Annotated in this window: 24 protein-coding genes and 1 pseudogene; 8 read left to right on the top strand and 17 right to left on the bottom strand. The window is 52.6% G+C overall.

The genetic code is table 11. The features are described from left to right. Positions 1-263: 263 nt before the first annotated feature. From B1A75_RS07960 to B1A75_RS07950, 3 genes are all read right to left on the bottom strand, one after another. Positions 264-1,319 carry an RNA-guided endonuclease TnpB family protein gene (locus B1A75_RS07960; protein WP_079936038.1) on the bottom strand — a complete coding sequence of 352 codons (1,056 nt, stop codon included), beginning with the start codon at positions 1,317-1,319 and terminating at the stop codon, positions 264-266. 46 nt (positions 1,320-1,365) lie between these two features. Beyond that, positions 1,366-1,632 (bottom strand): hypothetical protein, encoded by a 267-nt coding sequence (locus tag B1A75_RS19845; RefSeq protein ID WP_176202393.1) that lies wholly within the window; start codon positions 1,630-1,632, stop codon positions 1,366-1,368. Between the two features lie 345 nt (positions 1,633-1,977). Next, positions 1,978-2,478 carry a GNAT family N-acetyltransferase gene (locus B1A75_RS07950; RefSeq protein WP_079936037.1) on the bottom strand — a complete coding sequence of 167 codons (501 nt, stop codon included), beginning with the start codon at positions 2,476-2,478 and terminating at the stop codon, positions 1,978-1,980. Positions 2,479-2,578: 100 nt separating this feature from the next. Between B1A75_RS07950 and B1A75_RS07945 the strand changes: the two genes are divergently transcribed. After that, on the top strand, positions 2,579-3,088 hold the full coding sequence (locus B1A75_RS07945; protein WP_254866610.1) for an MFS transporter: 510 nt from the start codon (positions 2,579-2,581) through the stop codon (positions 3,086-3,088). Positions 3,089-3,234: 146 nt separating this feature from the next. On the opposite strand, the gene B1A75_RS07940 is transcribed toward B1A75_RS07945, so the two are convergent. Continuing rightward, positions 3,235-3,423 (bottom strand): H-type small acid-soluble spore protein, encoded by a 189-nt coding sequence (locus tag B1A75_RS07940; protein WP_074044636.1) that lies wholly within the window; start codon positions 3,421-3,423, stop codon positions 3,235-3,237. Positions 3,424-3,535: 112 nt separating this feature from the next. Here B1A75_RS07940 and B1A75_RS07935 point away from each other — a divergent pair, with 112 nt between their 5' ends. Then, on the top strand, positions 3,536-4,531 hold the full coding sequence (locus B1A75_RS07935; RefSeq protein ID WP_079936036.1) for a potassium channel family protein: 996 nt from the start codon (positions 3,536-3,538) through the stop codon (positions 4,529-4,531). On the opposite strand, the gene B1A75_RS07930 is transcribed toward B1A75_RS07935, so the two are convergent. The 3 genes from B1A75_RS07930 to B1A75_RS07915 all read right to left on the bottom strand — a co-directional run bounded on the left by B1A75_RS07930 (position 4,528) and on the right by B1A75_RS07915 (position 8,260). Continuing rightward, the gene (locus B1A75_RS07930; protein WP_074044638.1) at positions 4,528-4,932 is read right to left on the bottom strand and encodes a YugN-like family protein; all 405 of its coding nucleotides are present in this window, start codon (positions 4,930-4,932) and stop codon (positions 4,528-4,530) included. The genes B1A75_RS07935 and B1A75_RS07930 overlap by 4 nt on opposite strands. A 287-nt stretch (positions 4,933-5,219) precedes the next feature. Further along, positions 5,220-6,569, bottom strand: a complete 1,350-nt coding sequence (locus tag B1A75_RS07920) for a glucose-6-phosphate isomerase (protein ID WP_074044640.1) — start codon at positions 6,567-6,569, stop codon at positions 5,220-5,222. Positions 6,570-7,096: 527 nt separating this feature from the next. Then, positions 7,097-8,260 (bottom strand): iron-containing alcohol dehydrogenase, encoded by a 1,164-nt coding sequence (locus B1A75_RS07915; RefSeq protein WP_074044641.1) that lies wholly within the window; start codon positions 8,258-8,260, stop codon positions 7,097-7,099. Between the two features lie 148 nt (positions 8,261-8,408). On the opposite strand from B1A75_RS07915, the gene B1A75_RS07910 reads away from it, so the two are divergent. Next, the gene (locus B1A75_RS07910) at positions 8,409-8,642 is read left to right on the top strand and encodes a DUF378 domain-containing protein (protein WP_074044642.1); all 234 of its coding nucleotides are present in this window, start codon (positions 8,409-8,411) and stop codon (positions 8,640-8,642) included. 103 nt (positions 8,643-8,745) lie between these two features. Here B1A75_RS07910 and yugI read toward each other — a convergent pair whose 3' ends face one another. The 4 genes from yugI to B1A75_RS07890 all read right to left on the bottom strand — a co-directional run bounded on the left by yugI (position 8,746) and on the right by B1A75_RS07890 (position 11,204). After that, positions 8,746-9,111 (bottom strand): S1 domain-containing post-transcriptional regulator GSP13, encoded by a 366-nt coding sequence (yugI, locus tag B1A75_RS07905; RefSeq protein WP_074044643.1) that lies wholly within the window; start codon positions 9,109-9,111, stop codon positions 8,746-8,748. A 105-nt stretch (positions 9,112-9,216) separates the two neighbouring features. Beyond that, a complete protein-coding gene (locus B1A75_RS07900) occupies positions 9,217-10,389 on the bottom strand; it encodes an aminotransferase (RefSeq protein ID WP_074044644.1) in 1,173 nt (390 codons plus the stop codon). Then, a complete protein-coding gene (locus B1A75_RS07895; protein ID WP_025949995.1) occupies positions 10,386-10,886 on the bottom strand; it encodes an Lrp/AsnC family transcriptional regulator in 501 nt (166 codons plus the stop codon). Before B1A75_RS07895 ends, B1A75_RS07900 begins: the two co-directional genes overlap by 4 nt. Before the next feature lie 54 nt (positions 10,887-10,940). Further along, entirely contained in the window at positions 10,941-11,204 is a 264-nt protein-coding gene (locus B1A75_RS07890) for a YugE family protein (protein ID WP_013524508.1), read from the bottom strand. A 154-nt stretch (positions 11,205-11,358) separates the two neighbouring features. On the opposite strand from B1A75_RS07890, the gene B1A75_RS07885 reads away from it, so the two are divergent. Continuing rightward, positions 11,359-12,519, top strand: coding sequence for a MalY/PatB family protein (locus B1A75_RS07885; RefSeq protein WP_176202392.1), 1,161 nt, complete (start codon positions 11,359-11,361; stop codon positions 12,517-12,519). Between the two features lie 181 nt (positions 12,520-12,700). Here B1A75_RS07885 and B1A75_RS07880 read toward each other — a convergent pair whose 3' ends face one another. The 3 genes from B1A75_RS07880 to kapD all read right to left on the bottom strand — a co-directional run bounded on the left by B1A75_RS07880 (position 12,701) and on the right by kapD (position 14,194). After that, the gene (locus tag B1A75_RS07880; RefSeq protein WP_074044645.1) at positions 12,701-13,225 is read right to left on the bottom strand and encodes a superoxide dismutase family protein; all 525 of its coding nucleotides are present in this window, start codon (positions 13,223-13,225) and stop codon (positions 12,701-12,703) included. 57 nt (positions 13,226-13,282) lie between these two features. After that, positions 13,283-13,498 (bottom strand): hypothetical protein, encoded by a 216-nt coding sequence (locus B1A75_RS07875; protein ID WP_079936034.1) that lies wholly within the window; start codon positions 13,496-13,498, stop codon positions 13,283-13,285. A gap of 75 nt (positions 13,499-13,573) precedes the next feature. Continuing rightward, a complete protein-coding gene (gene kapD, locus B1A75_RS07870; RefSeq protein ID WP_074044647.1) occupies positions 13,574-14,194 on the bottom strand; it encodes a 3'-5' exonuclease KapD in 621 nt (206 codons plus the stop codon). Positions 14,195-14,565: 371 nt separating this feature from the next. Between kapD and B1A75_RS07865 the strand changes: the two genes are divergently transcribed. The 4 genes and pseudogenes from B1A75_RS07865 (at position 14,566) to B1A75_RS07850 (ending at position 17,053) form a co-directional block, all read left to right on the top strand. Continuing rightward, on the top strand, positions 14,566-15,003 hold the full coding sequence (locus tag B1A75_RS07865; protein ID WP_074044648.1) for a hypothetical protein: 438 nt from the start codon (positions 14,566-14,568) through the stop codon (positions 15,001-15,003). A gap of 21 nt (positions 15,004-15,024) precedes the next feature. Continuing rightward, positions 15,025-16,347 (top strand): ArsB/NhaD family transporter, encoded by a 1,323-nt coding sequence (locus B1A75_RS07860; RefSeq protein WP_074044649.1) that lies wholly within the window; start codon positions 15,025-15,027, stop codon positions 16,345-16,347. A 95-nt stretch (positions 16,348-16,442) separates the two neighbouring features. Beyond that, positions 16,443-16,601: pseudogene (locus tag B1A75_RS20220) on the top strand (asparagine synthase). Positions 16,602-16,702: 101 nt separating this feature from the next. After that, positions 16,703-17,053, top strand: coding sequence for a YuzC family spore coat inner layer protein (locus B1A75_RS07850; protein ID WP_079936041.1), 351 nt, complete (start codon positions 16,703-16,705; stop codon positions 17,051-17,053). 320 nt (positions 17,054-17,373) lie between these two features. On the opposite strand, the gene B1A75_RS19840 is transcribed toward B1A75_RS07850, so the two are convergent. From B1A75_RS19840 to B1A75_RS19835, 3 genes are all read right to left on the bottom strand, one after another. Continuing rightward, positions 17,374-17,550 (bottom strand): hypothetical protein, encoded by a 177-nt coding sequence (locus tag B1A75_RS19840; protein ID WP_167337615.1) that lies wholly within the window; start codon positions 17,548-17,550, stop codon positions 17,374-17,376. A 21-nt stretch (positions 17,551-17,571) separates the two neighbouring features. Continuing rightward, positions 17,572-18,231, bottom strand: a complete 660-nt coding sequence (locus B1A75_RS07845; protein ID WP_176202391.1) for a hypothetical protein — start codon at positions 18,229-18,231, stop codon at positions 17,572-17,574. A 959-nt stretch (positions 18,232-19,190) separates the two neighbouring features. Further along, positions 19,191-19,349 carry a hypothetical protein gene (locus B1A75_RS19835; protein ID WP_167367380.1) on the bottom strand — a complete coding sequence of 53 codons (159 nt, stop codon included), beginning with the start codon at positions 19,347-19,349 and terminating at the stop codon, positions 19,191-19,193. Positions 19,350-19,483 lie beyond the last annotated feature (134 nt).

The raw sequence follows: 19,483 nt of genomic DNA, 5'->3' as shown, positions 1-19,483 counted from the left end.
CACACCGCTTAAGCAGAATCTTAGCTTTGAAATGCGTCCATATCAGACTGGATGGTTGCTGGATTATCTATCATCGCACTCGTTAGTTATTTCACCCAATATGGACACTCCACACGCCTAAAGGGCGTGGGATTCTTGGGTCGTTCGCGTCCTCATCCATTTCTGGTTCGGACAACGCCCAAGTTCAGGGGTGTGCCATCACCCCGTCCCATCGGGTTAAGATGTACCCCRATGGGCGGCGCACCTGTGACCAGTGCGCTAGGTTAGGCGGCGAAGCCCGAAATCGCTTTGGCGATGTTGATGGCGCCATTTAAGTCGGCGTGGAGGGTGTATCCGCATTTTTTACACTGAAAGTGGATGCCATTGCGATTTCCCTTTTCCCGATGTCCACATTTACACGTTTGGCTCGTGTAGGTCGGCTTCACCCACTCGACCCGAATGCCCGCCATTTCGGCTTTATAGGCAATCATCATTTGCAGTTGATGAAACGCCCAAGAGTGAAGGCTTCGYCCCGCTTCTTTGGCCGATGYTGCCCGCTTKCGAATCCCCGTCAACTCTTCCATYCGAATCACGCCAACACCGTTGGCGAGGGCAAAACGRACGATTTGACGGCTGATTTTGTGGTTTCGATCCTTCATCCAGCGGGACTCTTTACGGCCGATTTTGCGAATCATATGGAGCTTCTTGGCTTTGCCCAACGTTCGCCGCAAAGCCGCATATCGTCGGCGCACAAAAGCRCATTGGCTGCCCTTGAAAAACAACGATTTCGTTCCCACGCTGGCAACGGCGATATAGCGAAGCCCAAGGTCAACCCCCATCACCTTTGTTTCGTGTCGCGGCTCCACTTCAAAGGTGATCGCGATAGCCAAGTACCATTTCTTTCTCTTTTTGTAGAGCTTGGCTGCCCCTTGTTTGGCGGTTCCATGAAGCAGCCGATTCAGCCATGCTTCTTGACAGGGGCGCGTGACGACAGGCACGCCAATTCGCTTCTCCAGCGTGGGGAATGAAACCGTGTAGAACTCTCCTTTCTTTTCCACCTTTACGTTTTGATTGTTAAAGCAACACCATAATGTTCGAAACTTCCTTGTTTTCTGATTTTTCTTTCGGGACTTCACTTCTCGAATCGTCTGATTCACGACGGCGGAAGGAAACCGCTGCGACGAAAACTCTTTAAAAATTTTGCTCGTCGCTTGATTCAGCTCGGGATGATTCAACAGCCAATTCGCAAACGCTGTATTCACTTCTGTCATCCGTTCGTACATGTCCTGTTTGACTTTCGTTGGGTTGTGCAGTTCCAGCCTTAGCGTGATCGTGGGCATGGATTCACCTCCTTGCGACAATTACAGGATTTCAGTTTTTTCAGAATCATTCGATATAAGAAAACGGCTCGCTTTCATGGGGCTGACCCAAAACGCGAATGCGTGTTGGGATCAGTCTCCACTTTTTCGCCCCAAATATAGAAGAATCGCCTTTTTTCTGGTAGAATGGAGTCATCGAAACCACTACCACCGAAAGAAGGGCGATTCTTTTATGAAACATGATCATATTTCCTTTAAAGAGTATACCATGGATAACCTCTCTTTGCCAATCAACATCGCCGATCTCATTCCGCGGCATAACAACGCGGTTCATGAGATCGGCGAACGCATCCCTATGGAGACGTTTCTTCCTTACTACAAAGGAGGGGGACACCTCCATCATACCCATCAAGTTAAGAATTTTGGTTCATCACCACAACATATACTTGACAAGCAATACGTTTTCCTGTACAAAGATGTGCAAAAATCATTGATTTACTGATTTTTCTATACAAATGCAAATAGGGGATGTTCAGAAAAAATCAAGTACAATCTTTGGTGAAGAGTCAGCCCCCTTTCTCGCTTGCGGGTCTGTAAACAGCCGAATCGGCATGACGTTCATATCCTTCCCTCTTTCCGTTCATCCTCATTACTTATGACTTCCCCGCCTCCCCCCATTCTATACAAGCCGTTTGCCGACAATGACCAAATCGCGTTCCACGCCGTCCAATTCCGCCACGCGCGGAAAATATCCCCATCGTTCAAATCCGAAGCGGGAGAAAAGCCGCAAACTTGGTTCATTATGGGCAAAAATAAAGCCGAGCAGCGTCTTGATCCCAAGTTCGGGCGCCCGTTCGACCGCCCGCTCGAGCAGCTTCGTCCCAAGCCCCCGGCCGCGGTGCGTCTCCGCGATGTAAATGCTCACTTCCGCCGTATGGCGGTACGCCGGGCGGCCGTAAAACGACTGAAAGCTGAGCCAGGCGCAAACCGCGCCGTCGTCCTCGACGACCCAAAGCGGACGATTGTGCGGGTCATGGGCCTCAAACCACGCCCGCCGGCTTTCGACCGACACCGGCTCCAAGTCCGCCGTCACCATCCGGCTTGGGATCGTTTCATTATAAATGCGGACGATGTGCGGCAAATCCGCCGTGGCCGCATCGCGGATCAAAAATGATTCCATCTTTCCATCTCCCCTTTTGCAAACAGGAATTTTATTTCCATCAGTAAAAAAAGCGAGAGTATAATGATACATTATGTACAAACAAAGAAAGGGGAAAGAGATGAAACGCCAGCTTGTCGTGTATCTTGTGTCGCTCGCCGCGTTTCTCGGCCCGTTTACGCAAACGATTTACACTCCTATTTTACCAGAAGTGCGAGAGGCGTTTGCGACTTCTTCGTTTCTCATCAACTTCACGATTTCGATTTTCACCTTTTTCCTGGCGATGATGCAAATCGTTTACGGACCGCTCACCGACCGGAAAGGACGGAGGACGGTGCTGCTTGGCGGCATCGGCAACTTTCTGTTTTTGAAGGAAACGAAACCGAAAGAAGCAGCGGACTTCGCCCCGTTCCGCCTCGCGGATTTTGCGGCGGTGCTCCGCCACCGCGCTGGGTTGTCAATCGTTTTGCTTGGATTTCTTCAATGCTACTCGCTGTATAATTTTCTCGTGTTTTTGCCCGGCATCTTGACAGATCAATACGGATTGTCAGCGCAGGAAAAAGGGACGGTGTACTTGGCGATGGATTTCTCCCCAGTCGAGCGAATCCGTTGTTTTTCGCCAGCCTTCTAAACAGATGTCGAACAACAGCTGTTTTCTTGTTGATCACACGGAACCATTCGATCAGCGCCTCATGTCGGAAAGCTGCCTATCCGCCCCACCGCAAGCCGCAAAATCGAAAGGGCTGCCCGAGCCGCTGGCGGCTGGCAAGCCCTTTTTTAATCCCGCTCTTCCGTCAATTCCGAAACCGGCACATCCCGGCGCTCATGAAGCCGGCCGTCGCGCAAATGGACGGTCGCCGTCTGCTTTTCCTCATCATACCCGTCAATCCATACCGACACGCCGTTGTAATACACCGGAATATCGGCAGGGGAAGAAACGATTTGTTTGACACGGTTCATATCCATGACCACTGTCCCCTTTCTCTCATGTTCCGTTTCCTAGTATGGGAAGAAACAGGAATGTTTATGCAAAAACGGCTCACACTAAAAAAAGACAAAAGCAAAAGAGGGGTGGACGATGAAAACAAGGAACGTGCTGTTATCGTATTGGCGCTGGCCGCCCGTGCTTCGCCTATTTGTCTCGGCGAGCGCGTTGATCGTGCTGTTTGGCGCGCTCATGCGCTTCATTGAACCAGAGACGTTCCGCACGGTGTTCGACGGCGTGTGGTGGGCGATCGTGACGTCGGCGACAATCGGCTACGGCGACATCGTCCCGAAAACGGTCGCTGGAAAACTCGCGGCCATTGGGCTTATCATCCTTGGCACCGGCATCCTCACCGCTTATTTCGCTTCCGTCTCCGCCGCGGCCGCCGCCCGGGAAACCGCCTTTACAAGCGGACAGCTCCGATATACAGAGCGCGGCCATGCGGTGATCGTCGGCTGGAACGAGCGGGCGCGCGAGGTGCTGCTCCGCCTCGCGCGGCACGACGCCTCCATGCGCTTCGTCCTCATCGACGCCACCATTCCATCCCACCCGCTTCCGAACGCGCCGGTTCATTTCATTAAAGGAACGGCAAGCGACGATGCGGTGCTGGAGAAGGCCAATATTCAAGAAGCGCGGTTTTTGCTCATCACCGCCGATCCGCATAAAGCGGAAGCGGAAGCCGATAAAGATACAATTGTGACGCTGCTTGCCGCCAAAAGCCTCAACCCGTCGGTGTATGCCATCGTGGAAATCCTAACGGGCCGAAACGTCCAGAACGCCTTCCGCGCCGGGGCGGATGAGGTGATTCAAACGAACTTGCTTTCCAGTTTCGCCATGGCCGCCAGCCTTCGCTCGCCGGGCGCCGCCAGCGTGTGGGAGACGGCGCTTTACCGCCTGGACGGACAGACGCTCTGCCTTCTCGAGCCAGACGAACAGCAAATCGGCCAGCCATTCGCCGCCGTTCAACAGCAGCTGCTCAAGCAAAACGTGACGCTGCTTGGCGTCATCCACGGAGATCACGGAGCGATTTCCGTTGCACCGGACCGCCCGATTCAACAAAGCGACCGCCTGTTCGTGCTTGCCCCTTAATCGAGCAGGCGGCGCTCCAGTTCTTGGACAAGCGCCTTTCCGACGGAAATATATCGCTCGGGTACGGTCGCGTCCGGGTCTTGCGGCTCGGCAAACTGATTGAATGAGGCGCTGATGTTGCCGACATCGGCGAAATCATCGATGCCCCGTTGGTATTTATGCGCAAGCAAAAACGGCCGCCCAAGCTCCACCGTCGTTCCGTGCGAATCAAGCTGCCCGTCGACCGCCCGAAACGGCACGCGCAAAAACTGGTAGCCCACGTCATCGGCGATTTTGTAGTCGAAATAGCCGTGATCGTAGTCCCACCCGCCGCCGATCGTATATCCCATTGGTTTTAATTGCTCTTCCAAATGGTACAGCTGAAATTGTTTCCCTTCCAAACGCGATGGAATTTCAATCATGCACAATCCCTCCTTTCTTTTATCGTTTCCCGTTTGACGGGGATTATTTGCCCACGGCAGCTTCAGACGCTTGGCGAAAAACGACAGGGAGCGATAAAGCCTCGTCCGGGCGTTGTGCGGCCGAACGATGGACCAACAATCGGCTCATGCATAACAAAACGCCTCTTCCCCCGCAAAAGGGAAGAGGCGCTTTTTCCGTCGTTCCGTCCGCCGTTTTGGGCGCGACTCGGGTCGAGCCGCGAGTCATCTCCTCCGAGAAAACAGCGGCTTGGCGATGGAACACGTTGTTATTTCAACCGTTTCTCCAGTTCTTCCTTCAGCTGCTCATAGCCTGGTTTGCCGAGGAGGGCGAACATGTTCTTTTTGTATGCTTCCACTCCCGGTTGGTCAAATGGATTCACCCCGAGCAAGTAGCCGCTCATGGCGCATGCTTTTTCAAAGAAGTAGACGAGGTAGCCGAACGTATATTCATCGAGCTTCGGCAAAGTGATGACCAAGTTCGGCACGCCGCCGTCCGTATGGGCGAGCAGCGTCCCTTCGAACGCTTTTGTGTTGACGAAATCAACCGTTTTTCCCGCCAAATAGTTCAGTCCGTCAAGGTCGTTTTCTTCGGCTTCAATGATCAGCTCATGACGCGGTTCTTCCAGCTTCAACACTGTTTCAAACAAATCGCGGCGCCCTTCTTGAATGTATTGGCCGAGCGAATGCAAATCGGTCGAGAAATCAGCGGAAGCTGGATAAATGCCTTTTTGATCCTTCCCTTCGCTTTCGCCGAACAGCTGCTTCCACCATTCGGCGAAATAGTGCAGCGCTGGTTCGTAGTTGACGAGCAGCTCGATCGTTTTTCCTTTGTTGTACAAAATGTTGCGGATGGCGGCGTATTGGTAAGCGGCGTTTTCCTCAAGCTCCGAGGAGCTGAAATCGTCGCGCGCTTTGGCCGCTCCTTCCATCATGGCGTCGATGTCCGAGCCGCTTGCGGCAATCGGCAATAGCCCGACCGCCGTCAGCACCGAGTAGCGGCCGCCGATGTCATCCGGAATGACAAACGTTTCATACCCTTCCTCATTGGCGAGCGTCCGCAAGGCGCCGCGCTTGCTGTCCGTCGTCGCGTAAATGCGGCGGCGCGCTTCCTCTTTGCCGTATTTCTCCTCAAGCAGCTTGCGGAAAAGGCGGAAGGCGATCGCCGGCTCGGTCGTCGTCCCCGATTTGGAAATGACGTTGATCGAGAAGTCTTTCCCTTCCAAGAAATCGATGACGTCTTTCATATACGTCGAGCTGATGTTGTTGCCGACAAAAATGATTTGCGGCGTTTTCCGCTTTTCTTTTGGCAAGGCGTTGTAAAACGAATGGTGCAGCATCTCGATCGCCGCCCGCGCGCCAAGGTACGAGCCGCCGATGCCGATGACGACAAGAACATCAGAATCCGATTGGATTTTTTTCGCCGCCTCCTTGATGCGCGCGAATTCTTCTTTGTCATAGTCGACCGGCCAGTCAAGCCAGCCTAAAAAGTCGCTTCCAACACCGGTTTTTTCATGAAGCGAATGATGCGCGACTTTCACGGCATCGCGCAAGTATGTAAGCTCATGTTCGCCAAAAAAGGCGAGCGCTTTGGAATAGTCAAAGCGAATGTGGGTCATCGATTTCCGCCTCCCCTTCAAGAATCATTGCCTTCTTTCACTTTAGCGGAATAAACAAGGGAAATCAAGCAGCCCACCTTTTTGGAAACGGATTCATTTTTCGCCATGTTCGCCGCGCCGATTTCCTTGCGTGACGCCTGGAGGGATGGTGATTTAGTGAAAAAGACAGCTTTATCCTAACCATTTTTCAATTAGAGAAACTTTGCCAAATCGGCTCTCTTTTCTGATGAAACGCCGCCGATTTGCGCACAAAACTCGTTTTTCACCAGCCTTCTAGGGGCTCGTGATGGAATCAAAAGGCTGCTCGCCTCAAGAAACGTGATCAACGTTGTGCTTTTTCCTCATTCGAGAACCATGGATTCGGGCGAGACGGCTGTTTTTCGCGCCCTCCTCACTTTCCGCCATCCTGTGGGATCGGGAGCGCGCCCAGGCAAACCAAGAAAATAGGAAAAGCGCCAGCTCAAGCAGATCCCGCCGCCGAGCCGGCGCCATCATCGATCGATTCGCGAAACCGCCGCTTCGCCTCATTAAAGGGAAGCGCGCAAAATGGCGAGCACATCATCGCGGTTCAACGTTTTGAAACGGCCGAACTCGCCAAACGCCATCGCTTTATCGGCCATCAGCTCCAAGTTTTCCTCGCCGATGCCATAGTCCGCAAGCCGCGACGGCGCCCCGAGGCTCGACCAGAACTCGCGCAGCCGCTCGATGCCTTCAAGCGCCACATCGCGCTCCGATTTGCCCGCCGGATCGACATCGAACACGCGCACCGCGAGCTGGGCGAAACGGCTGACGTTTTCATCGAGCACATGCTTCATCCAGTTCGGGAACAAAATCGCCAATCCCCCGGCATGCGGAATGTCATACACGGCAGAAACGGCGTGCTCAATATTGTGCGTCGCCCAATCGCCTCGGACGCCCATTTGCAAAAAGCCGTTTAAGGCGATCGTGCCCGAGTACATGATCGTCTCGCGCAGCTCGTAGTTTTCCAAATCGTTGATCAGTTTGGGCGCCGTTTCAATCACGGTTTTCAACACCGCTTCGCACATCCGGTCTTGCAATGGCGTGTTCGGCGTATGGTGGAAATATTGCTCAAACACATGGGACATCATATCAACGATGCCGTAAACCGTATGGTCTTTCGGAACGGTCATCGTATACGTCGGATCCAAAATCGAAAATTGCGGGAACGTAAACGGGCTGCCCCAGCCGTATTTTTCTTTCGTCTCCCAGTTTGTAATCACCGAGCCGGAATTCATCTCTGACCCGGTCGCCGCCAGCGTCAATACGGTTCCAAACGGCAGGGCGCCGGTGACTGGCGCTTTTTTCGTGATAAACTCCCACGGATCGCCGTCAAATTTCGCTCCAGCGGCGATCGCTTTCGTGCAGTCGATGACGCTGCCGCCGCCGACGGCAAGCAAAAACTCGATGCCTTCCCTCTTGCAAATGTCCACCCCTTTTCTTACGGTCGAGACGCGCGGGTTCGGCTCCACCCCCGGCAGTTCGGCGACTTCAGCGCCAATCTCCCCCAACATCTTCATGACTTCATCATACAGTCCGTTTCGTTTGATGCTGCCGCCGCCATACACAAGCAGCACTTTCTTGCCGTAGCGCGGCACTTCTTCTTTGAGCCGTTCGAGCTGCCCTTTTCCGAAAATAAGTTTCGTCGGGTTGCGGAAAATAAACTCTTGCATATGGATGCCCTCCTTTTCCTGAATCTATTATGGCAGCGCCTGCCACCGGTTGTAAAGCCAACTGCTTTGACGGCAAACGATGCATATTTTTCACGACTGCGATTCATCCTATAAGTTGAAAAGAAATTTTCCAAAGGAGGCAAACAAGATGGGAGCATTGCAGCGCATTGCGCTATTGTTGACCATTATCGGCGCCATTAACTGGGGACTGATCGGCTTTTTCCAATTTGACTTAGTCGCCGCCATTTTCGGCGGCCAAGACTCCGTTTGGTCGCGCATCATTTACAGCTTGGTCGGCATCGCCGGCTTGATCAACTTGGCGCTGCTGTTCAAACCAGCGGCAGAGCTCGGGCGCACTGAACCGAAAACATCGCGCACATGACGGAAAACCATTGGGACACTCACCGCCTGACGGTGGGTGTCTTATTTTTGCGCCTCTCCCAGCCCAAAAGCGTCATGGACTCTCACCGTTTGGGGGCGCAGGCTTATTGTTTCGGCCAATTTTCTTTCTTGGACTGCTCAATCCATTCACGCAGCTTTTCCTTCAATGGGCGAAAGCCGGACTCAATCGGCATCTTCATGCGCAAATGGCGCTTTTCCTTTTCCATGACGGGTTCGAGCGCCTTTAGGGACAAGCTCGCCCGCCTCGTCTTTCGGTCGACATCCAACACCTTGACCGTCACTTCATCCCCGACATGGACGTAATCGCGCACATCTTTCACAAATTGATGGGAAATTTCCGAAATATGGATCAGCCCTTGCATGCCGTCCTCAAGCTGGACGAACGCGCCATACGGCTGAATGCCCGTCACCTTCCCTTTCACGATCGCTCCTCGTTTGATCGTTGACAAGCGAAACACTCCTATTGATGAATTTCGTCTATGTTTTTGTATTATAACATAGACCGACAGCAAACCCCAAAAAAAGATGTCCCGCCGACGGCGGAACATCCCCAGTTACAGGCGCGCCAAAAACCGTTTCATTCGCTTAATGGCTTCTTGCAGCTGTTCGAGCGACGAAGCGTATGAACAGCGGATATAGCCTTCCCCGCTTTGGCCGAAGACGTTGCCGGGGACGACAGCCACTTTTTCTTCGATGAGCAGCCGCTCAGCAAACTGCTCCGACGTCAAACCGGTCGGCTTGATGGACGGGAAGGCGTAAAACGCTCCGCCCGGCAAATGGCACGGCAGCCCAATTTCATTGAGCGAGGCAACAAAATAGTTGCGCCGCCGCCGGTAGCTGTTGCGCATGTCGACGACATCGCGCTCTCCGTTGCGAAGCGCCTCAAGCGCCCCATATTGCGCCATCGTCGGCGCGCACATCATGGCATACTGATGGATTTTCAACATCGCCTGCAAAATCTCGTCAGGCGCTGCCGCAAACCCGAGCCGCCATCCGGTCATCGCAAACCCTTTCGAAAAACCGGAAATCAAAATCGTCCGCTCGCGCATGCCAGGAGCAGCGGCCATGCTCGTATACTCTCCTTCATACGTCAGCTCGGCATAAATTTCATCGGCAATGACGAGCAAGTCGTACGCCTCAGCCAGACGGGCGATCGCTTCAAGCTCCGTGCGGCTCTGCACCGTTCCGGTTGGATTGTTCGGTGAACAAATGATGACCGCCTTCGTCCGCTCGGTGATCGCCCGCTCAAGGTGCACCGGATTGAGCTGAAACTTGTCTTCGCCAGACGTGTGAACGGCCACCGGCTTCCCGCCCGCGAGCACGACAAGCGGCTCGTAGGCGACAAAACTCGGTTCGACGATGATCACTTCATCGCCCGGGTTGATGATCGCCCTAAGCGCCAAGTCGATGGCCTGGCTCGCCCCGACCGTCACTAAAATTTCCGTTTCCGGACAGTAGTCGACATGAAACTTGCGGCGCAAATAAGCGGCGATTTCTTGGCGGAGCTCCAAGAGCCCGGCGTTGGCCGTATACGACGTATAGCCTTGCTCGAGCGACAAAATGCTCGCTTCGCGAATGCTCCAGGACGTGACAAAATCCGGCTCGCCGACGCCGAGCGAAATGACGCCGTCCATGCTGGAAGCAAGGTCAAAAAAGCGGCGGATGCCGGATGGCTTCAAGCCCGCAACCGTCTTGGACACGTACGTTTTTCTCGTTTGCGGCTTCATGGCGACACCACGATGCGGCGATCTTGATCTCCTTGGTCAAAGACGATGCCGTCATGTTTGTATTTTTTCAAAATGAAATGAGTGGTCGTCGAAATGACGGAATCGAGCGTCGACAGCTTCTCGGAAACAAATTGGGCGATTTCCGCCATCGAACGCCCTTCAATGACGACCGACAAATCATAAGCGCCGGACATTAAATAGACCGATTTCACTTCCGGGAACCGGTAAATGCGTTCCGCCACTTCGTCAAAGCCGACGCCGCGCTTCGGAGTCACCTTGACGTCGATCATCGCCGTCACCCCTTCGCGGCCGTCCGCCTTCCGCCAGTCAATGAGCGCCGTATATTGGACGATCACTTTCGCCTCTTCTAACTTTTTGACGAGCGCTTCCGTTTCCTCGACCGGCAAATCGACCATCTTCGCCAGCACATCGATCGGCGTTCGTGCGTCTTTTTCTAATATTTCGATAATTTCCAGCTCTTTTTCGCTCAATTTCACGCAGCATCCCTCCATTTCATCGGTCGGTTTCGCCAAACCGGCCGCCTGTCGTCATCACGGGAGCGGACAGGACGCCGCTTGCTTTAATTCAAGCAGCCGGCGGGCGAGTTTTAGGCAGTGGGGAAAAGGAATCGGCTCGTCAAAGGCGAATTCATATATGGACTGAATGCGGGCGGCCAACGTGCGGGCGTCTTCCGTCTCATACACCGCCTGGAGCACGCTGGCCGCCTCGACGTCGTAGGCGTCTTTTCCAAGGCCAAACGGGTCCCAGGCGCCGATCCATTCAAGAAGAAGCCGATTCAACTGTTGTCCGTCCATGCCGCCGTCATCCACCTTCTTTCTTGATGCTATGATATAACCCATTATAAGCCATTGATTCGAAAAAAAGAAGGGAGAAGATGCAACAATGTTTCCATTCGATGAGGGGAAAGGACCGCATCGTTCGCGTGCTGAGAAAGGAGAAGGCGCGACCATGTTTCCGTTCGACCGCGTCATCGACCGCCGGGGCACGCTGTCGGTGAAATGGGATGACGTTCATCGAGTGTTCGGCCACGAAGACGTATGGCCGATGTGGGTCGCCGATATGGATTTTCCCGCGCCAAAAGAGGTGCAAGAAGCGCTGCGGCAACGGGTGGAGCACGGCGTGTTCGGCTACACCGTCATTCCCGATTCACTCAAAGAAGCGGTATGCCAATGGCTTGAACGCCGTCATGACTGGACGATCGATCCGTCTTGGCTCGTGTTTGCCCACGGCGTCGTGCCGGCGGTCGCCGCCGCCATCGAAGCGTTTTCCGAACCAGGGGATCGCATCATCGTTTTTTCCCCGGTCTACCGGCCGCTGTTTGATCTCGTCCGCCGCCATGACCGCACGCTTCTGTTCAGTCCGCTGCGCCTTGAGGAAGACAACTATGCGATCGACTGGGACGACTTGGAGCGAAAGCTGCCCGATGCCAAGCTTCTCATCCTTTGCCATCCGCACAACCCGGGAGGCAAATCATGGACAAAAGAAGAACTCGAACGGCTGGGAGAACTTTGCCTCAAGCACGGCGTCTTCGTCCTTTCCGATGAAATCCACGCCGATTTGACGCTCCCGCCAGCCAAACACACGCCGTTTGCCTCCCTCCACCCGGAGCTGGCCGCGCAAAGCGCCACGTTCCGCGCGCCGACGAAAACGTTCAACCTCGCCGGTTTGCAGGCGGCGGAAGTCATCCTTCCCGACGAATCGCGGCGCCGGGCGTTCCGCCGCGTCCAGCAGCGGCACGGCTTTTTTACGCTGAATGCGTTCGCCATCGTCGGAGCGGAAGCGGCCTACCGCCATGGCGGGCCGTGGCTTGACGCCTTGCTTGATTACTTGCGGCAAAACATCGACATGACGGTTGCCTATTTGGCGGAACACTTGCCGCAGCTCCGCCCGATCCGGCCGCAGGCGACGTATCTCGTCTGGATCGACTGCCGCGGCCTTGGCCTTTCCGAGGCGGAGCTGAAGAAGCGTCTTTTGGAAAAAGGAAAACTCGCCGTCGAGTTCGGCAGCAAATTCGGCCAGGAAGGTGTCGGCTTCATCCGCCTAAATATCGCCTGCCCGCGCCCGACGCTGGAGGAAGGGCTGCGGCGGCTGGCAACGGCGCTGCGCTAGCTCTGCGCCAAAGAAGAGCGGCCAAGCGGATGGCGAAAGGGAAAAGAAGCAGCGCCGGACCCGTTGCTCCGTTCCGCCAACCATGTGCAGCAGAAGCCGTGCAACCGTCACTTTCTCGCATTTGCCATGCGAAGCGTTGCCCCGGCAACGTGAAACAGGGGCCCGCGCGCGAGCCCCTGTTTCACGACGACTTGATTTCCCCACAGGCGATCCGTCCGCCGGCGTCTCCCGCCGGCTGGGTCATGCCGTCGTCTTTCTTGGCGTGAATGACGATCGACGTTCCGTCTTTTGTAAGCAGCGAGCCTTTCTCTCCTTCTTTCAGCGTCACATTGGGCGCCGTCAACTCGACGTTGACCGTGCCGTCATCTTTCACAATAATGTTCGGCAAATCGCCGGCATGCGCTCCTTCCGGGTGGAGAAGGCCGTGCTTTTTCCCGTCCGGATTGTAATGACCGCCGGCCGACTGAAAATCGGGCGGCTGACAGCTTCCGTTTTCATGGATGTGAATGGCGTGCTCTCCCGGCGGGAGGCCTTCCAAATCAAGCTTCAGCCGAACCCCTTCCGCTTGCTCCGTCAGCGCGATCGTGCCGATCGAGTCGCCGTCCACATTGATCATCTCCACCGTCCGGCTCGTTCCATTCTCTTGGCCGCAGCCGGACAACACGAGCGCCGCAGCGAAAAGGATCCCATATGTTCCCCGCAACACTGAACTCCCTCCAGCATAACATGTGTTATCCACCAGTATTGCCGGAGGAAGGCTGGTTTATACCCCCGGCGGTTGCCCAGACTCGTCCCTTTTTTCAAGCAACTGTTCTTCGAGCCGTTTCGCTTCCTTCTCCTGCCGCCGGGAGATAACGATGATGAGCCGCATCGTGAACACCGCCATCAAGAAGAAGACAGCAAACGAAAAGGCTGCGGGAATATATTCGCGTTTGTCCTCCGGAAAGTACAAAAATAAATTCAGCACCGATGGCCACATAGCGAAAACAACCTTTCTGCCGCAAAATTGTCCATTCCCATTATAGCACAAAAAAGCCGCCGCCAACGCAGCCGGCTATAAAGCGAATTTTTTTCGCAGCTGGGTCAAATCAATCCGTTCTCCAATCGTCGGCGGCTTTGTCTTCGCCAAATATTTTTTGTCGTTTTCCACCAGCCGGAAAATCGTATACGCGGTGAACGCATCATCGAGCGCGCAATGGGCTTTTCCAACCGCCTCATTGCCGTACTCTTGCACCGCCTTGCGCAATCCGGTTTGATTTTTGTTGCCGAAAAACCGCTTATACTCCATGGCTAAATCACGGTGCTCGCCAGTGAATGGGAATTCCGCTTGCGCCGATTGGCAGTTTTCCCGGAGCACTTTCATATCCATGCTCCCCCACGTAATCACCGTCGTGGGGCGTTCGCGGTCATATTGCCGAAGCAAGGAAACCAACTCATAAAAACTCATTCCGCGGTCAATTTGTTCTTGGGTGATATTGAGAAACGACTTGCACCGTTCGGTGAGCTGCGGAAAGCGGAGCGGCCTCACATAGGAGGAAAATTGGCTCACGATTTGCTCGTCAACAACCGCGACAAGGCCGACTTCAATGATTTCCGGGCAAAACCCGTCCGGGCTCGTTTTCGTCTCGGGCATCGTAAACTCAAAATCGAGAAACAAATATTGCGGGCTGTCCATCGTCGCTTCCCCCCTTTCCGGCACGCTGTTGCCGTCCGTCTTACTATTATTATATCACGCAGAAGCGATTGTTTATTTCTTTTTTCAGAAAATGGCGAAAAAGAGGCGGATGCCGTAGGAATCAACGAAAGCCTTGGCGAAAAAGAAGAAGGGCGGATGGACGCTTCCCATTCAAGCCAATCGTTTTTTCTCCCCCATCCTCTATAAGATCGGCGAAAAACAATCATTTCCCCTAAACCGATGGTTCGTGAGTGAAGAGAAGAGTAACATTTATAAGGTTGATCCATTTAAGAAATGCTATTGTTGAGCCGCATTTCCTGTTAAATCACCAGCCTTCTATGATATGATCAAGAAAAAGGAGGGTGGATGGGATGAAAAATGTCGTGATTCATCAGATTGTCACATGGATTTTCACCGAAGACCAACTGCGGGCGTATTGGAAAAAACAGAAGAAGAACCTTCCGTTCAGCGGGCTGACGGACCGCCAGTACATGAAACTGGCTGAAGAAATGCTTGAACATTCCTCACACAGCCAGCTCGAGCAGCACTTGCTCGGCCGCGGGTGGCGTACAAAAGAAGAGGCCGAGGGGAAAGTGATCGCCGAAGATGAATCGCGCGAAGACATTCATGTCGAGATCATTGACACCAATGCTCCAGCCGAACCGAGGCGGCGGATGTTGATGGATCGGGTGCGCGAAATCGCTTGTCCGCATTGTTCATTTACATTTTATGTTCGTGAAGCCACCAGCGAGCACAGTGATTGGACGTGCCCGGCGTGTGGGAATCATTTTCATGAATCGAAATCCTAACTGGAAAAAGGAGGAGAAATAATGGATCATTCCGCGGTGGGCGTTTCCAACCTTCAGTACGATTTCGCCATTGCGGTTTTTCTGATTACATACGCGATCATCATTTCCGAAAAAATCAACCGCGCCGTCATCGCGCTGCTCGGCGCCGCTTTCATGATCATTTTCGGCATTGTCGATGCGGAGAAAGCGTTCACCCACCATATTGAATGGGGAACGATCACGCTGCTGATCGGGATGATGATTTTAGTCGGCATCACGAGCAAATCCGGTTTTTTTCAATATATGGCCATTAAAGCAGCGAAGCTTGCGAAAGGCCGACCGGTCCGCATTTTAGTCATGCTTTCACTGTTGGCCGGGCTGCTGTCAGCGTTTTTGGACAACGTGACCACCGTCCTGCTTATCGTGCCGGTGACGTTTTCAATTACGCGCATGCTTCAGGTCAACCCGGTGCCGTATTTCATTTCGGAAGTGCTTTTATCCAACATCGGCGGCACGGCGACGTTGATCGGCGACCCGCCGAACATTATGATCGGCTCGGCGAACAAGCATTTAGATTTCAACGCCTTTTTGTTCAACCTAACACCGATCGTCGCGATGATCGCCATCGTGACTGTCGCGTTGCTCGCGTTGATTTACCGAAAGCAGCTGCAAACCGATCCAAAGTTGATTCAAAAGCTGATGGAGCTTCGCGATGCCGACTACATTCAAGATGCGAAGCTGATGCGCAAATCGGTCGCCGTGCTCGGGCTGACCATCCTTGGCTTTATTCTTCATTCTGTCATTCATGTCGATGCGGCCGTCATCGCCATGACCGGAGCGGTCGTGCTCATGCTCATCGCCGTGCCGGAGCATGAGATAGAAGATGTCTTTCACTCGATCGAATGGGTCACGATCTTCTTTTTCGCCGGATTGTTTGTCTTGGTCGGCGGGCTGGTCGACATCGGCCTGATTCAATCGTTGGCCGAAAAAGCGCTCGACGTCACCGGCGGCGATATTTCCGCGGCTGCCTATTTAATCCTTTGGCTGTCCGGCATCGCTTCGGCGACGATCGACAACATCCCGTTCGTCGCCACGATGATCCCGCTCATTAAAGATATGGCGGTCGGCATGGGCTTATCCCCGGACGCCCCGCAGATTGACGTGCTTTGGTGGGCCTTGTCTCTTGGCGCCTGCCTGGGCGGAAACGGGACGCTCATCGGCGCCTCGGCGAATGTGATTGTCGCCGGCATCGCTTCGCGCGAAGGACATGGCTTTACGTACGTTGATTTTTTGAAAATCGGCGCGCCGCTCACGCTCATTGCCTTGCTCCTGTCACATGCCTATTTATGGTTGCGCTATTTGTAACAAACGGAATGGTTTCTGCCATGTTTTGATGCAAGCGAACAATTGACTGCTTGCCGAAAAGGATAGGTGGATGAAGGCGAAAGAAAGAAGAAGCCATTCCAACTGTGTTAGGGGCGGCCGTTACCGCAACGGGCATCGCCATGCGGCAAGCGCGCCGGATTGACTCGTCATGATCAGGAGCGGTTGTGGGCTTTGGCCTTGCCCATCTCGTTTTAGGGGTCATTGACTTAGTCGAACATCGCCGCTCATACTAATGAAGGAAGGAGCGAAATCGCCATTTCGGTTTCGCTCCTTTTTTGATGTTTGCACATATCGTAATATCGATTCCATTTTTGGAAAGGAGGCGCAAGCGGCCATGTTCGCTCATTTCCCGCGGATGCCGGCCGGCCCGTATCCCCCGATCGACCCAACTCTCTTTTCCCAGTCCGCCGCCACGGCGCAGACGCTGATGAACGATGCCGCCGCCGTTTTGAAAAAACTGGCCGAATCCCGTTCGTTTGCGACCTCGGTCATGTCGGCCGCCCAAGAAGGAAAAACGGATGAAGTGAAGCGCCTGATCCGCTCGCTTGGCATCCGCTCGAAAACCGATGTGTATTTCAATCCCGACGGCATCCGCCTGACGTTGTCGCCGCCGCCAAGCGCGTTTCCGTGCTGCCAGCTCGTCATCGGCTTGCGCTGGAACATGTTTCCGCCTTTTCACGGATAGCCTTCGCCATCGCGGCGGCGGGCGAAAGGGGAAAAACGGCGGCAAGCAGCCTTCTCTCTTCGCATTCGCCGCTTTGGCGGCTGCCAACATCCGTTCAAGACGGTCGCGCCCGACGCGGCAGCGCCGCTTCCAGACCATGCCCGGCGCTGGAGGCGGCGTTGCTGTTAGCGCCTGGCCGCGCCAAGCAAAGCAGCCACATCAACACGGTTGTGAATCCGGCCCCAAAATGACGGCAACCGTCCCATCGCCGTCTGGCGCCTAAACAAACTTGCCGGGCACCCAACGCCCGGCGTCATCTTTCGTTCACATTGCGCATCCGATTACGTGCGTCGATAGATGAGATCTCCGACAATGATGGTGATCAACGAAATCAACATCGTCAGCTTGACCACCTTATAGTCTAAAAAGCGCAGCACTTGTTCTTCAAACATGTAGACGAAAAAGAATATGACCATCAGCACGGCGAGAGCTAAGACAAATCTTTTTTTTCGATTCATGGACAATAGATTCTCCTTCTATCAGAATGTATCCAATACATTGCCCGTCGTTTTGATCATATCGTCGGAAATAAATACTTTTTTCAGATTGGTGCGCTTGCTGTCGCTATAGACAAAGTGATACGCGTCATATATATACTGATCATAATAATCACTGTAATATCGTATGATTTTCACTGTTGTCCAGTATGGTTTTAGATTAATATATTCCCCTGCCAATGTACAAATCGAAGCAATGGTTGTTGCCGCTCCAGGGCCAAACGTATATCCAGCTAATGTAGCGATAGCAGTTAATCCTGTTTTTAATACACTGCTTACAAATTTAGCGGTATCGTTATCAAAAGAATAATATCTAGTTCCGATAACCGTTCCATCTCCTGGGTTAGGGATCACTTGAGGCTTCACTTGGTTGCTGTTTAAAATAAAAGCATGTGATGTATTCAATAATTCTGAATCAATCACTTTCTTCGCAATGATCATTTTTTCAGGTGTAATCATACTGTTAGAGGAATTAATAATAATTTCAACTCCTTTATACGAAGTTCTATATATATCTTCCACTGTTGTTAATGCTTCCTCTTTTCCCTCCTGATCTGATTGTGTTTCAGCGCCTGCTATTGAAACTTTAAATGGTATAAAAAATAAACTCATAGCAATGATCAAATAAAGTATTTTCCTCATCAATCATTCCCCCAATGATTAACTAATGTTTCTTGACTATAATGCATCCATATAGCCATGAAAAAAGGTGTTCATACAGAAGTCATTACTTTAAAGTGCATGTATATAGAGAACGGAACAAACAGACGAATAGCGGAATGACGTGAACAAGCAGTGAAAGGCCAATAAACGTTGTGGGAATCCCAAGGTTGTAAAAATATCGAATGCTTTCATTTTTCGCAATCAGCCAATATCCAAGGCCAACAGAAACGGCAGACATGCAAACAACACTAAAGAGGATTTGTCGAACCGATCAGCAGATGACCGTCAAGCAAACGACGACCAACAAATAGAGAGTCCAAAAGATATAATCCGGATATTCGTCCTTTTTCATGTTTATGCTTTGATAATAGTTAATCAGAAATAATGACGGAGAAAAGAACAAGGTGAACAGTATAAACTGTCATAAAGATTCTCCTTAATCAATTCCATGAAGAAGAACCCGTTTTTGACTTTCTTTTGTATCATATCACCGTCTTTCTAGGAGGCTGGTGATTTAATAAAAAAGAAACCAAATCCAGTACTTTTTGATTCTAAAATAATTTAGTTTACCACCTTTTTTCACCACCCCCTCATTCTCAATCGTTTAACAAGAACATGTTATGGTAAAACAACTATATATTTACAATTAAAATTTTACTGTAAATAAAAAAAAAAAAAGGAACTTTATTATCATATCAAAAATAGGCATTTATTCATAAAAATCAATCAATTCGTTTCCTTCTATTCCTTTCATGCCGAAAAAACCACTGAAAAATGAGTAACACATTCGAGCCCCCAGCATTTTATCAGAACGACAAGACCACTCTAAGGGAACACGATTGGGAGGCGGCCATCTTTTTTCGCTCGATCCTCCGGCTTTTTCGAGGCGCGGAGCGGTCCAAGACGTTTTTCTTTCCCATCCATCCGCGCCCCTTCTTTTACGCATTGCCGTTTTCATCCGTCGGCTGCCGCTTGCCGATTTCCGCCGGGGTGCGCAAATCGTAGCCTTCGTCGTGTTTGCTTGTGTGGATGATGTCTTCGTTCGCTCCCATTTTGCTTGTCCGCTTCAGCTCCTCATCCGGCACGAATCGATCCATTGACAAGACCTCCTTTCACGCTCCTCGCCGCGTTGTCCGCATGAAGCGCTCGAGGAGTCGTTTTTCTTATCATCCCCCCAAGCCGCTTTATCATCCGCCGAAAAAAGAGGATTGACAGCCTAGCGGTTGTTCGG

Origin of the sequence: Geobacillus sp. LEMMY01 (genome assembly GCF_002042905.1) — a bacterium.
Taxonomy (GTDB): domain Bacteria; phylum Bacillota; class Bacilli; order Bacillales; family Anoxybacillaceae; genus Geobacillus; species Geobacillus proteiniphilus.
This window is presented reverse-complemented; position numbering and strand designations above follow the sequence as displayed.